Raw genomic sequence first — 13,775 nt, forward strand, 5'->3', positions numbered from 1 at the left:
CGGTTAGCCCGGCCTTGTTTCTGTCATTAACAAAAGACTGTCAGAAACGCCCGGCGACAGCAATACAACGCCCCAGGCAATACCTTACGCCCTTCTGCTCAGAAGCATCAGTGAACCTTTGCCAGTCGCTCACGGTTATCGGAAATAGCGATTTGCCTTGTGCAGGGTCAGGGCTTACTATCACGCACCTTTTTGGTGCAAATAATTCAGGTTAACGAGAGAGCAATGGGACGCAGAAACGAACGACTGCGCTGGCAGTTAGCCAGTGGTCTGCTAAAGGTGTTTCATCTTGAACAGCTGACGAACCGATACAGCCGCCGAACTGTAATGGCGGGGTTTAGCCTGATCAACGGCACACTGAGTATCGCGCTTGTTTCCTTTATCGCACTGGTTACTCAGGAAGCCTTCATATTCCCGTCGCTGGGCGCCACGGCGTTTATACTGTTCCACGTTCCGCTCGCGGAACCGGCCTCTCCGCGCAATACCTTTTGCGGCCACCTCATCGGTGCGTTGATGGGGCTGTTCAGTCTTCATATTTTTGGTCTACAGGACCAGGCCTCCGCATTTTTACACGGAGTCGATCTGCCAAGGGTCGGCGCTTCGGCTTTATCCCTCGGCCTGACCGGCTGCCTGATGGTACTATTCCGTGTCGTGCATCCGCCGGCCGGAGCCACTGCGCTTATCGTATCACTCGGCCTGATGCCTGATCCGGCACAACTGCCCGTCCTGATGGCTGGCGTTTGCCTGCTTCTGGCACACGCTTATTGCATGAACAGGCTGTCGGGCATTCCCTATCCGGTTTGGTCTGCAACGAAATCCACCCCATCGACTGGAGCAGTATCGAGTCCATGAGAATCATCATCCGCTATTTTTTCCGTACCCTTCGGCTGATCCTGACCCCCTTCATGCTGATCAGCGAGAAGTTGAGCACACCCAAGGGCATCACGCGCACGCCTGACGCACAGGCAAAGGTGGACAGTGCCTGCGAAGACCTCGCGCTTTACCAGTTTACGGCTTGCCCGTTCTGCATCAAGGTCCGTAAGGAAATTGCGCGCCTGGGCCTCAACATCGAAACCCGTGACGCACAGCATGACGGCGAACGCCGCTCAGAGCTGGAAGCCGGCGGCGGTCACGTCAAGGTGCCCTGCCTGCGAATTCGGCAGGATGACGGCAAGGATCAGTGGCTGTACGAATCCGACGACATCAAACTGTGGTTGCAACGGCAGTTCGAACCCGCCGCCTGAATCATTCGGCAGCGGGTTTACAGATGCCGTCAACCGGGCGTTACCAGTGAACGGTTGCCCGGCCCCGGCAAGGTCTGCCGTGCAGCATTGCGACCACTGACAATCTCGTAGTTACGGTCTTTGACGGTGCTGACGAAGCGCCAGTCCGCCCTCGCCTCGTCGGGTGTAAATGTCACCAGCATATAGCCCCGCTGGTTCACGTTCAGGTAGTCGAGATCGTCCACCAGAAGCTCAATAGCCGCCTCGGCATCGGGTATGGTCGCTTCAGGCAACTGGAGATAGTCTTCAAGACCGGGGGAAGAAACCCCCGGCGTGGCGAACTCCACACCCACCTGGTCACCATTGCCGGTTTTCAGGTTGCTGGCCCAGGCGTTGTGGGTATCCCCGGCCAGTACCACGAGGTTCTTTTGTAGTTGCCTCGCCGTTTCCAGGATCACCTCTCGTTCCACGTAGTAGCCGTCCCAGGCGTCCAGGTTGTAGGGCAGCACGGTTTCAATCCGGGCAATTTCCTCGTCGGTCAACGAGGGATCTCCAGCCAGGTAGCGACCCTTGAGGCCAGCCAGCTCCGCGAACAGGGGCAGCAACACAGATGGGTCAGGGTTGATGATGCCGGCCAGCAGCTCCGCGGGCAGCGTCATCCGTCCCATCAACACCTGCTGCCCCAGCACCTGCCAGGTGGCGGTTGAAGTTGCCAGCGCATTCTCAAGCCAAAGCCGCTGCTCCGCACCCAGCATGGTACGGTTCGGGTCGCCTACATCTGCAGCAAACCGGGCCGCGTCAATGCCATCCTGGGTCAGGTAATCAGTGTAAGCCAGTTGCTCGTCGCGGCCGATGATCCGTGTATCCAGCATGTGCAGGTCCACCAGGTCGCCAAAGCGGAAGCTGCGGGAGATGGTTTCCTGGTCTCCGTCCGTGACCGGCCGGATCGGCATCCATTCAAAGTAGGCCCGCAGGGCATCGAGTTTACGGTCACTGAAATCACCCTCATCGGCGTTGTGGTTCTCAGCCCCGTTCCTCCAGGTGTCGTTGGCTACTTCGTGGTCATCCCAGACCGTGATGAACGGCACCTTGCGGTGCAACTCCCTCAAATGATCATCGCCCCGGTAAATCGCGTAGCGATGGCGGTAATCCTCCAGAGTAATGAGCTCACGGTTATTCGACGCAGGGAACGTACGGTCCATGGCTTCTGCCTGCGCCGCGCCATAGCTATCCGGGTCGCTGTCATACTCATAGAGATAATCCCCCAGATGCAACACGGCATCCAGGTTATCCAGGCCCGCGATTTCCCGATACACGTTGAAGTAGCCGGCGGGGTAATTGGAGCAGGACACCACCGCGAACCTCACCTGGCTCACCGAGCCTTCAGGAAGGGTCTGCGTCATACCGGTCGGGGAGGTGCTTCTGGCGGTGCGGAAACGATAGTAATAGCGCTGACCTGGCATCAGGCCCCGAACATCCACCTTGAAGGTGTAGTCGTGCTGAGCCGAGGCGCGCGAGCGACCGGAATGAGTCATGCTCCGGAAGTCAGCGTCGGTAGAAACTTCCCAGGCGATGTCCACGTCCCGCCCGGAATCGTCGTCCGGTACGGCACGAGTCCAGAGGATCACGCCATCCTGCAGGGGGTCGCCACTGGCAACACCCTGGGAGAAGCGGATATCACGTTTGTCGCTGCTGTCGAGTATGCATCCGGCCAGCCCTGTGGATATGGCAACAGCGCCCATGCCCATAGCGGATGCTTTCAGGAAGTCCCTGCGGCTCAATCGTTTCATACCTTTCCCTGCCCTAGTTTAGTGGTCAGGTAAAAGGTAGCGCCAAAGTGTAACGACAGGATGACGGATGGCGACATCCTGAATAGCAAATCACGACAGGCCGGGCAAAGCCGCTACCCTTCGACGAAGACCGGCCCCAGGCCATAGTTCCAGAGGATGACGGAACCCACGCGGGTTGACACCAGAATGACCAGCGCCACGGTCAACAGGGCACCGGCGTACATCACCGCCTGGTCCTTGGGAATGCCCATGACAATCGGCAGGCCATCGTACATCAGCCAGGCGCCATAACAGGCCGCCGCCAGGAAGACCAGGGCATTGAACCAGGGCACCGGATAGAGCAACGCAAAACCGGCGAGGAACAGCGGCGTACAGGAATAAGCCGCCAACGCAATGCCATTGGAAGGAACGGTTTCTTCATGGGCGCCATATGTCCGAGCCATCCAGTTGATGGCGAACCCCAGGGCAAACACCCCCACCAGCATGGCCAGATAGGTCAGAACGCTTAGCTGTATCGCACTGACTTCCGTGAGCTTTATGACGCGCTCACCGCTCACCGTCCAACCGATGTGAGCCGTGGAAATGTAGGCACAGATCGGCGCTATCGCGCCAAGCAACAGCACATAGGCAACATAGAGCCGCCGGGGAGGTGCGTGTTCCTTGCGGATCTCGGCCCACTCGGCATCGGGATGGGTGAACAGACCAAATGCGTGATTCAGGAGCATGGCTTTACCCCCTTGAGGTAATTTTATTATTGGTTGAATGGATACGCCTCACGGGCCTGGAAAGATCAGGCCACGCTACCCTCAACTATAGCCTAGAAACGCAAGTGTTAAAGCCACCTTGTCTTTTATTGCCAATCACTTCCCGACAAAACCTTACGCTTTTCTCGGGTCAGTAGCGGCGACAAGCGGCTGATCACGATGCTGATCCCTGAACCCGAGCAGACTCTCAATGCCGGCAAAATCCACCAGGTCCCGGAACTCGATCCAGTCCACCAGACAATAGAGGCAGATGGCGGGGTAGTTCCATTGGGCGAATTGGCCATCGTCCACCATGGCCGCCAGGGTTCTGAACGTCATCATGATGCGTTCACGCTGGAGGTTGAAAAACATCAGGTCTTCGTTGGTATCGATGCCCGAACGGGCCGACAGCAGCAGGATCACCGCAGAATCGTTGGCAGCGTCAATCAGCGTCAGCTGGTTTTCCTGGTCCCAGGTCAACGGCACCATGCCCTGCTTTTCGCTGAGGTAGCGGGCAATTACCCGGGAATCGTACACCTCCTGATTGTCGTCGATCAGCATGGGAATCTTCAGCGCCGGGTTGTTGCGCCGGAGCTCATCCCTGCCCTGACCATAGATGTCGAGGTTCACGAATTCATGGTCACTATCATCCAGTAGCAGCCTGATACGGCGAACATAGGGGGAAGTGGTGGAACCGATCAGTTTCATGAAATCTCCTTGTTTGAATGACGTTGCTATCAGAGCAGGTTGTCAGGATCTGCAAATTCATAGCCGGTGGATTCCGCCACCTCGCGGAAAGTGACCTTGCCCTGAAACACGTTGAGGCCGTTGCGCAGATGGGGGTCGTCCTTCATCGCCCTTTCCGGTCCCTTGTTGGCCAGGGCGACGATAAACGGCAGTGTTACATTATTCAGCGCCAGAGTGGAGGTTCTTGCCACCGCGCCCGGCATATTGGCGACACAGTAGTGCACCACCCCATCCACAACGTAGGTAGGCGCATCGTGCGTGGTGGGTTTCGAAGTTTCAGTACAACCGCCCTGATCAATGGCTACATCCACGATAACACTGCCTTCGGGCATACGGCTGACCATATCACGGGTCACCAGCTTGGGTGCGGACGCTCCGGGAATCAGCACGCCGCCAATGACCAGATCCGACTCGATCACCGCTTCCTCCAGGGTCGCGGCGGTTGAGAACAACGTGCTGATGCGGTTGCCATAGAGATGGTCAAGATTTCTCAGTACGTCCATATTGCGGTCGAGGACCGTTACATGGGCCCCCAGGCCAATGGCCATAGCGACAGCGTTCTGACCCACCACACCACCGCCAACCACAGTTACCCGCGCAGGGCTCACACCCGGCACACCGCCCAGCAGCACACCTCGACCGCCGAGGGATTTTTCCAGGCAGTGGGCACCAGCCTGAATCGACATCCGCCCCGCCACTTCCGACATAGGGGCCAGTAGCGGCAGCCGCCCGTGGCTGTCGGTGACTGTTTCATAGGCAATACAGGTTGCCCCTGACGCTACCAGGTCATCGGTCTGGGCCTGATCCGGCGCAAGGTGCAGGTAGGTAAAGAGGGTCTGGCCGGACTTCAACAAGGCTCGCTCTTCCGCCTGGGGTTCCTTGACCTTGACGATCATGTCGGCTGCCTCGAATACCGCCGTTCCGTTTTCCAGAATCTCGGCCCCGGCCTTCACATAATCATCGTCCGTGAAGCCGATGGCAGCACCAGCATTCGTCTCAACGCAAACACTGTGGCCGTGGCCACACAGCTCATGGACCGCCGCCGGTGTCATTCCCACCCGGTACTCGTGATTCTTGATCTCCTTCGGTACGCCTATCTTCATGCCTGACCCCTTGAATCCGTCGGGTAAACGATGTCTCATCGGGTAAAGTGTAGTAAAAAGGTCTGACACCGGCAGTAGCAATTGAATGCATCGGTTTAATGGGCCTCGGCGTAAAACCCGAAGCAATCCACGCAATCGACCCAAACGGAGCAGGAACCAATGAACAGATACAGGCATGCCCTGGCGGCAGCGCCGCTCTCACTCGCAGTAGCCCTTACCCTGGCAAGTGGACAGGTGACAGCCGACATGCAGACAGAAACCGTGGAGTACACCGTAAACGGCAAAACGTTTACCGGCTACATGGCCTACGACGACGAAGCCGAAGGCAAGCGCCCAGGCGTTCTGGTGGTTCACGAATGGTGGGGGCACAATGAGTTTGCCCGTGAGCAGGCGGAAAAGTTGGCAGCGGCCGGCTACACGGCGTTTGCGCTGGATATGTATGGCTCCGGCAAACTCGCCGAACATCCCGAAGATGCGCAGGCCTTTATGAAGGAGGCGACCAAGGATATTGATCAGGTTAAGGCTCGCTTCATGGCCGCCAAGGAGTTGCTCGCGAAGCACAACAGTGTCGACGGCAGCAGGATTGCCGCCCAGGGTTATTGCTTTGGCGGTGCCGTGGTACTGAACATGGCACGCCTGGGTGTGGATCTGGATGCCGTAGTCAGCTATCACGGCGCGCTGGGCAGCCCCATCAAAGCCGAAGCCGGCAAGGTTCAGCCCAGGATTCACGTCTACACCGGTGGTGCGGACAAGATGGTGCCCTCGGATCAGGTGTCCGGTCTGGTGAAAGAAATGCAGGATGCCGGGGCCGATCTAACGCTGGTCAGTTTTCCCGGTGTCATGCACTCGTTCACCAATCCGGGAGCGGATAAGGTCGCCGAGGAATTCAATATGCCCATCGCCTACGACGAGCAGGCTGCAAAACGTTCCTGGGAGGGCACCCTGCGGCTCTACGAAGACGTTTTCGGCGACTGATCGTTGCCCTTCAGAGGGCACCTTCTATGGTGCCCTTCACTTCTTCCTGAACTTCCCTCACCTCACGTCCGGCGGTGGCTACCGGCGGATGAACAATAATCTCGATCAAACCTGGCGAGAATACCGCGGTTCCCTTGGGGAGTCGGTCATGGGAGCCCCGGATCGTCACCGGTAGAACGGGTAGTTCGCCGTCGCGGGCAATGACGAACCCGCCTTTCTTGAAGGGCAGCAGTTTGCCATCCCAGGATCGGGTGCCTTCGGGAAACATCAGGATGCTGGTGCCTTCGGGCAACTGGGCGACGCCGCGCTTGATACTTTCCAGCGCATCACTGCCTTTTGATCGGTCAATGAAAAGGTTACGCGAGGTCTCCAGCGCCAGGCCAAACAGTGGCACCTTACGCAGCTCTTTCTTGATCACCCAGCGGTATTGCAGCCCCAATGCCAGCACCAGGGCCGGGGGATCAAAATAGGACGCATGGTTGCTGAGGATAACGTAGCGCTGGGCCGGGTCGATGTGCTCGCGTCCGCTGACTTCAAGGCGGATTCCGGTGAGTCTAAGCATGCACCAGGCGTATACCTGGGTGCCGTGAAAGGCGGCGTTGCCATTGCGGCCGGCAAGTGCGGCGATAACAATAGGCAGGAACAGGATCAGCGTGAGCAGTGCAGCCCAAAACAGGATCCAGACAGCTTTGAGGGTGTTCAACATAGCAGGCCCTGAGCAAACTAAGGTTGGGCGATCGCCCGACGGCAGGGGATAAAAGATGTCACATTCGGGTGGGAATCACAAAATCCACCCACAAAAAAAGGCAGCCGAGGCTGCCTTTCTGGCGGTGCCCTACTATCCGTTAGATAGCAGTAACGTTTTCCGCCTGAGGACCTTTCTGGCCCTGGGTAACGGTGAACTCAACCTGCTGGCCTTCTGCCAGGGTCTTGAAGCCGCTGCCCTGAATTGCGCTGTAGTGAACGAATACGTCCGGGCCGCCTTCACGAGTGATAAAGCCAAAGCCTTTTGCTTCGTTGAAGAACTTAACAGTGCCGGTAGTAGTAGACATACTTAAACTTCCTGAAATCAATCATTTTATCTTGCCGCCAGGCCATCGTCGTGATGCCTGATCAGCGTTTACGGAAATACAGAATTCGCGGAATCAAAAACAGGACGGTCACTACTAACTGCGGAGGTACGTCTTATTCATGAAAGCTTTACTGAATCTTTCCTACGTAAATAACTCTACTCTTTGTTTTTGGGATTGCCAAGCGTATTTTTCATTTATTCCGTACGTAGTGTTACCCATCATCCCCGGACCAGCCCGAAGGTGTAAATTCCCAGTGCTGTCATGAGGATAGAGCCAACAACATGGGCCAGAATTCCAGCCAGAGCCATGCTCCATTTGCCTTCCTGGATAGCGGAAAGCATTTCCAGGGAGAAGGTGGAGAAGGTGGTCAGGGCGCCGCAAAGGCCGGTAATGGCAAACAGGCGCCACTCCGGTGCCAACGAGGTGCCATGAACGAAATAGCCAATAAGCAGGCCAACAAGCCAGCCGCCGGAGAGGTTGGCGGCGAGGGTGCCGTAGGGAATGGCGTGGTAGCTGCTGTTGAGCCAAAGGCCCAGTGCCCATCTCAGGTTAGCGCCGATGACGGCTCCGGCGCTTACGGCCAGGATTGATAGCCACATTCCCAAATTACCTCATGATTTGGTGTCTGCCGGATGTTGCCATCCGGCATCCTCAATCCAAACCCCTATACCCTCTGTCAGGCCGGGTTGTGGTCGATCAGCGTGTCTTTGTTACGAGCAAACTCGTCGAACGGGAAGTCGTCGACGGTCAGCATTTCCAGGACCACGGCTTCGTACTCGCGCATAAACTCGGCCTCTTCCTTGGTGAAGATGTCCGCTTCCAGTGCGGCTTCGAAGCGTTCTTCCGGATGCAGCGCGTCCATCGGCAACTGGCCCTTGGCATACGCCTTGGTGACTTTGCGATACAGCTGTTCGGCCTTGTCGTAATCCTTCAGCAAATAGTTGTACTGAGCAATGGGATTCTCAACCGCACCCTTGCCTTCGCCAGCCGTCGTCCAGGCTCCGGCCAACAGCTTCTCCCGCACGGGGGTATCGGTGGAGATGGCTTTTGCCAGTTTGCGGGCCAGATCATCATGGGGCTGGTCCCAACGACGGCCGAGGGGCATGGTGATGGCACGCAAGGCCATAGCGACCGGGCGGTTAGGAAGGTTCTGGAGGAATTCTTCCATGGCGGTTTCCGCTCGGTTCAGCAACAGCGCCATGCTGTACTCCATCAGGTCGCGCTCACCGTCAACCGGCTGGGTTTCATGCCAGTTCTTGAGCACCATGGAGGCCAGGTAAAGATTGGCCAGCACATCACCAAGGCGGGCGGAAATCAGCTCACGCATTTTCAGTTCCGACCCCAGCGTGGTCATCGCGGCGTCGGCACACAGGCCGAAGGCGGCGCTAAAGCGGGCCACACCCTGGGCGTATTTGCGTGCATTGTGGTCAAACGGCACGTCGGGTTTGCCGATACCCAGAGCCTGGGTGAACGCACGAGCAGCGTTGCCGAAGATCAGGCCAGCGTGGCCGAAAAAGGCATCGTCAAACGCGTCGATGTCATCGTTGTCTTTGGCCGCCAGTTCCTTCAGTACATAGGGATGACAGCGTATTGCACCCTGACCGAAGATCATCAGGCTGCGGGTCATGATGTTGGCGCCTTCCACAGTGATGGAAACCGCCGCACCACTGAAGCCGATACCCAGGTAGTTGCGGGGGCCAAGGGTGACCGTCTTACCACCATGCACATCCATAGCGTCGGTCAGGACACCGCGCTGGAATTCGGTCAGGTGGTACTTGAGAATCGCCGACGGTACCGCCGGTTTTTCGCCTTTGTCGATCATGTTCGCGGTGTGATTCACTGCCGACTGGGCGATGTAGGTCTTGGCAGCAATGCGGGCCAGAGGCTCCTGCACGCCTTCCATGTCTGCCACCGGGGTATTGAACTGGCGACGGATGCGGGTGAAGCCGCCAGCGGTGCCCACTGAGTAGGCAGCCGCTCCGGCCGCGCCGGATGGCAAGGTGATGCAGCGTCCGACGGACAGACACTCAACCAGCATGCGCCAGCCCTGCCCGGCCATTTCCTGGCCACCGATGATGTAATCCAGCGGAATGAACACGTCGGTGCCCTTGATGGGGCCGTTCATGAATGGTGTGCCGATGGGACAATGCCGGCGGCCGATTTCCATGCCCTTGGTATTGCGGGGAATCAGCGCACAGGTAATCCCATAGTCCTTGGTGTCACCGAGCAGCCCGTCGGGGTCGAACATGCGGAAGGCGAGACCAACCACAGTCGCAACCGGCGCCAGGGTAATCCAGCGTTTCTCGAAGTTGAGACGCAGGCCCAGCACTTCCTTGCCCTCGAACTCGCCCTTGCAGACCACACCGGTGTCCGGCAGCGAGGTGGCGTCGGAACCGGCGCGGGGGCCAGTCAGGCCGAAGCAGGGAATTTCGCGACCATCCGCCAACCGGGGCAGATAGTGGTTCTTCTGTTCGTCGGTGCCGTACTTGACCAGTAGCTCACCAGGGCCGAGGGAGTTGGGCACGCCCACGGTGACCATCAGCATTTCGTTGGCCGCCAGCTTCTGCAACACCGCTGTCTGGGCCTTGGCGGAGAAGTGCAGGCCGCCGTATTCCTCGGGAATGATCATGCCGAAGAATTTCTCTTTCTTGAGGAACTCCCACAAATCCGCCGGCAGATCAGCACGTTCAACGGCCAGGTCCCAGGCGTTACACATGGAAATGGCCTGGGTACACTGGTTGTCCACAAAGGCCTGCTCTTTCTCAGACAGGCCCGTGTTGCGGTTGATCAGCAGGCTGTGCCAGTCGGGACGCCCGGTAAACAGCTCGCCATCCCAACTGACGGTCCCCGCTTCCAGGGCCACCTTTTCGGTCTCGGACACCTTGGGAGCCACTTTCTTGAACATGGCGAATACCCGCGGGGTCAGCCAGCTCCGGCGAAATCCCGGCAGACCTGCAGCGGCGGTAACGGCGGCGCCGATAAACAGTATGAGCGCGAGCAATCCCGACGCCAGGAAAAGCGAAAGCACGCCTGTTACCACCATCACCCCGATAGCGGGTTTGGCACCGGATTCCTTGCGCATCACAACAAGAAGGCCGGTAACAGCAGCAAGAAACAGTATGAAAGTCATCATGGATACTCTCTGTCGTCCGTGGTTTTGAATGTCAAAAACTACATTCTGTTACGTTCAACCTACCTGATCAGATGAATCCTGACCAGCAACTGGTTCACCATCAGGCAGTTACAATAACGCGAATGCCTTCCAGGGACAGGCTGGCCTGCCCCAGTAACGTCTCTGCGGCGTCCAACTGTTTACGGAAGAAGTCGATTTCGTCGTTACGAATGGTCGGATTGACCTTCTCCATCGCCTCAAGACGCTGGATTTCCGGGCCGAACACGTCTCTGACCCGGGCCAGGGCCGACGCTCTCAGGGGCTCCAGGTGCGGCTCGGAAAGGCGTTCGGCATGATCGACCATGGTTTCCACCTGCGGGCGAATCTGCGGCACGATGGCCTGAGCGGTGCGCCTGCGGATGTTCGAGCACATGTCGTTGAGCCGGTCATGAGGCAGGGTTGCCGACAAGTCACGTCCGTTCACATCCACCAGCAGCCTCAACGGCGAGACCGGCAGGTACCGGGACAACTGCAGCGATTCAGGCGCCGGGCAATGCACGGTATACAGGGCCTCCAGCAACAGAGTGCCGGGTGGCAGCGCCTTGACCGTCATACTGGCCAAAGCCGCCTTGCCCAGCCCGGAACTGGTGACCGATTCCATGATACCGGTCACCAGCGGATGCTCCCAACTCATGAAGGCCATGTCTTCGCGCTCAAGAGCCTGCTGACGACTCCAGGTAACGGTCAGGCCGTCTTCCGGCAGCTCGGTCACGTGTCCGGCCTGGTATTGCTCGCCCGGCCTCAGCACGTCGGCATGCTCGGAATGATCCTCGACATCAACGCCGAGGATATCGCAGGCCTCGATCATATAGTCACGTACCTGGGCGGATTCTTCCTCGGATTCGATCTGGCTGATCAACGCCTCCGCCACGTCCGGACGGCAGGAGTTAAGCTCGATGAGCGCGTCGCGGCCGTTGCGCAGCAACGTACGCAGGCGCTCGGCCTCGGCCCGCGAAGCATCCACCAGCGCCGGCAGGTCGTCCGTCGCACCATCAATGACGGCCTGCCACTGCACGGCCACATGATCGTGGACAGCGACACCCACAGAGCAACTTTCATTGAACGCGTTCACGCCGTCCTCAAACCAACGGTACTGGACCTCCTGGGCCGTTCCCTGCAGGTAGGGGATATGGATGTCGATGGTGTCGGTCTGGCCAATCCGGTCGAGCCGGCCGATGCGCTGTTCCAGCAAGTCGGGGTTGGCGGGCAGATCGAACAGGATCAGGTGATGGGCGAACTGGAAATTGCGCCCCTCACTGCCGATTTCCGAGCAGATCAGTGCCTGGGCGCCCTGTTCAGTATCAGCGAAGTAAGCTGCGGCGCGATCCCGCTCGATCAGGCTCAGATGTTCATGGAAGGCAGCGCTGCGGATACCGGCACGCAGTTGCAGGTAGTGCTCCAGAGCCATGGCGGTCGAGGCGTGGGCACAGATCACCACCACCTTGGCCGGCTTCAGGCCGGTCAGGGTCTTCTCCAGCCAGGCGACACGGGGATCTTCCGCCAGCCATTGTTCTTCGTCCACGGCCGTTTCGGGCGTTAACCCGGCTACCCCCTGACAAACATCTCCCTGCTGGTAGAGTTCCGGGCAGGGTAACGCAACCGGTAGCGGATGGCGCTCCGGGAACCCCTTGATGGCGGCGCGGGTGTTCCGGAACAGCACGCGACCGGTACCGTGACGGTCCAGCAATGCATCAACCACGGCCTGTGCCGGCTCCTGGGACGCCATCAAACCTTCCAGCTCATCACCCAGCCAGCCCTCGAGGGCTTTCCGATCCGTGTCGGAGACAGCGGTTATGCCTTGCTCTCGGATATGGGAAACCACCCCATTGATCACTTCGTACTGCTTTTCCTCTTCCCGGAAAGTCTCCAGATCGTGAAAGCGTGCCGGGTCCAGTAACCGCAAGCGAGCGAAGTGGCTGGCCACCCCCACCTGCTCCGGGGTTGCGGTCAACAGCAACAAGCCATTGCTGGCTTCTGAAAGCTGCTCAATCAGCCGATATTCAGGGCTCGCCACCTCCGGGCTCCAGGCCAGGTGATGGGCCTCATCCACCACCATCAGGTCCCAACCGGCGGCAATGGCATCCGCCTGGGCCTGTTCGCTGGTCATCAGGAAATCCAGGCTGCACAGTGCAAGCTGTTCACTCTCAAACGGGTTTTCATCGGCATCGGTCAGGTCGTCATCCTCTTCCGACAACCCCTCCAGATCCTCCATGGCCTCATACCGGCTGCGATCAATGATCGAGAATCGCAGGTTGAACCGCCGCAGCATTTCCACCAACCACTGATGCATCAATGAATCCGGCACCACGATAAGCACCCGACGGGCACGACTGGTGTGCAGCTGATAGTGAAGAATCAGGCCGGCCTCAATGGTTTTGCCCAACCCCACTTCGTCCGCCAGCAGAACCCGGGGGGCGTATCGTGTTGCCACTTCGTGGGCAATGTAAATCTGGTGTGGCAAGTGCTGCGTGCGCGCACCGATCAGGCCCTGAGCCGAGGATGCACGTAACCGGTCAAGGTGTTGCGCGGTGGCCATCCGCAGGCGAAACGCACCATTGCGATCAAACTGGCCGGCAAACAGCCGTTGGTGGGGGGCGGAAAAGTCCACGGAACTGCTGAGTTTTACCTCGGAAACATGGATCAGGTTCTCTCCGCCGTCATCGGCGTGGTACATCAGCACACCGCCGATATCCTCCACGGCCCTCACGATGTAACGTTCGCCATCGAAGGTTTCGATAGCCTCGCCAATCTGGTAGATGATCCTCGACAGCGGAGCATTGTCGATGGCGTAGGTGCGCTCCTCATCCGCCGCCGGGAAACCCAGCGTTACACGGCGGCCTGAGATGTCCGTGACAATACCAAGGCCGAGCGCGGTATCGCTGTGGCTGACCCAGCGCTGACCAATTACAAATTCCGATGTATCCAAGAAACCTCCGACAGATTTAAATC

General features: G+C 58.4%; 12 protein-coding genes. 3 read left to right on the plus strand and 9 right to left on the minus strand.

Going from position 1 to position 13,775, the window contains the following annotated elements; translation table 11 throughout:
- Window positions 1-225 precede the first annotated feature (225 nt).
- Together JJO78_RS15005 and JJO78_RS15010 are read left to right on the plus strand one after the other, a co-directional pair.
- Window positions 226-852 (plus strand): HPP family protein, encoded by a 627-nt coding sequence (locus tag JJO78_RS15005; RefSeq protein WP_007154975.1) that lies wholly within the window; start codon window positions 226-228, stop codon window positions 850-852.
- Complete coding sequence (locus JJO78_RS15010) at window positions 849-1,244, plus strand: glutaredoxin family protein (RefSeq protein WP_036210756.1); 396 nt, start codon at window positions 849-851, stop codon at window positions 1,242-1,244. The genes JJO78_RS15005 and JJO78_RS15010 overlap by 4 nt, the downstream gene beginning before the upstream one ends.
- A gap of 29 nt (window positions 1,245-1,273) precedes the next feature.
- Here the strand turns inward: JJO78_RS15010 and JJO78_RS15015 are convergent, their stop codons facing one another.
- From JJO78_RS15015 to ald, 4 genes are all read right to left on the minus strand, one after another.
- Window positions 1,274-3,013, minus strand: coding sequence for an alkaline phosphatase D family protein (locus JJO78_RS15015; protein ID WP_075194190.1), 1,740 nt, complete (start codon window positions 3,011-3,013; stop codon window positions 1,274-1,276).
- Between the two features lie 113 nt (window positions 3,014-3,126).
- The gene (locus JJO78_RS15020; RefSeq protein WP_036210751.1) at window positions 3,127-3,738 is read right to left on the minus strand and encodes a Yip1 family protein; all 612 of its coding nucleotides are present in this window, start codon (window positions 3,736-3,738) and stop codon (window positions 3,127-3,129) included.
- Between the two features lie 153 nt (window positions 3,739-3,891).
- Complete coding sequence (locus tag JJO78_RS15025; RefSeq protein ID WP_075194189.1) at window positions 3,892-4,464, minus strand: glutathione S-transferase family protein; 573 nt, start codon at window positions 4,462-4,464, stop codon at window positions 3,892-3,894.
- A gap of 29 nt (window positions 4,465-4,493) precedes the next feature.
- Entirely contained in the window at window positions 4,494-5,606 is a 1,113-nt protein-coding gene (gene ald, locus JJO78_RS15030) for an alanine dehydrogenase (RefSeq protein ID WP_075194188.1), read from the minus strand.
- Between the two features lie 159 nt (window positions 5,607-5,765).
- Between ald and JJO78_RS15035 the strand changes: the two genes are divergently transcribed.
- A complete protein-coding gene (locus JJO78_RS15035; protein WP_036210742.1) occupies window positions 5,766-6,581 on the plus strand; it encodes a dienelactone hydrolase family protein in 816 nt (271 codons plus the stop codon).
- Between the two features lie 10 nt (window positions 6,582-6,591).
- Here JJO78_RS15035 and JJO78_RS15040 read toward each other — a convergent pair whose 3' ends face one another.
- The 5 genes from JJO78_RS15040 to rapA form a co-directional block, all read right to left on the minus strand.
- Complete coding sequence (locus tag JJO78_RS15040) at window positions 6,592-7,287, minus strand: lysophospholipid acyltransferase family protein (RefSeq protein WP_075194187.1); 696 nt, start codon at window positions 7,285-7,287, stop codon at window positions 6,592-6,594.
- Window positions 7,288-7,426: 139 nt separating this feature from the next.
- On the minus strand, window positions 7,427-7,633 hold the full coding sequence (locus tag JJO78_RS15045; RefSeq protein WP_007154967.1) for a cold-shock protein: 207 nt from the start codon (window positions 7,631-7,633) through the stop codon (window positions 7,427-7,429).
- Window positions 7,634-7,872: 239 nt separating this feature from the next.
- Entirely contained in the window at window positions 7,873-8,253 is a 381-nt protein-coding gene (gene crcB / locus JJO78_RS15050; protein ID WP_036210736.1) for a fluoride efflux transporter CrcB, read from the minus strand.
- Between the two features lie 77 nt (window positions 8,254-8,330).
- Window positions 8,331-10,784: an acyl-CoA dehydrogenase gene (locus JJO78_RS15055; RefSeq protein ID WP_198324923.1), complete on the minus strand. Its 2,454-nt coding sequence runs from the start codon at window positions 10,782-10,784 to the stop codon at window positions 8,331-8,333.
- 103 nt (window positions 10,785-10,887) lie between these two features.
- Entirely contained in the window at window positions 10,888-13,752 is a 2,865-nt protein-coding gene (rapA, locus tag JJO78_RS15060) for an RNA polymerase-associated protein RapA (RefSeq protein ID WP_273623992.1), read from the minus strand.
- Between the last annotated feature and the right edge of the window lie 23 nt (window positions 13,753-13,775).

It is taken from the genome of Marinobacter sp. DS40M6 (genome assembly GCF_028581595.1).
GTDB classification, from domain to species: Bacteria; Pseudomonadota; Gammaproteobacteria; order Pseudomonadales; family Oleiphilaceae; genus Marinobacter; species Marinobacter salarius.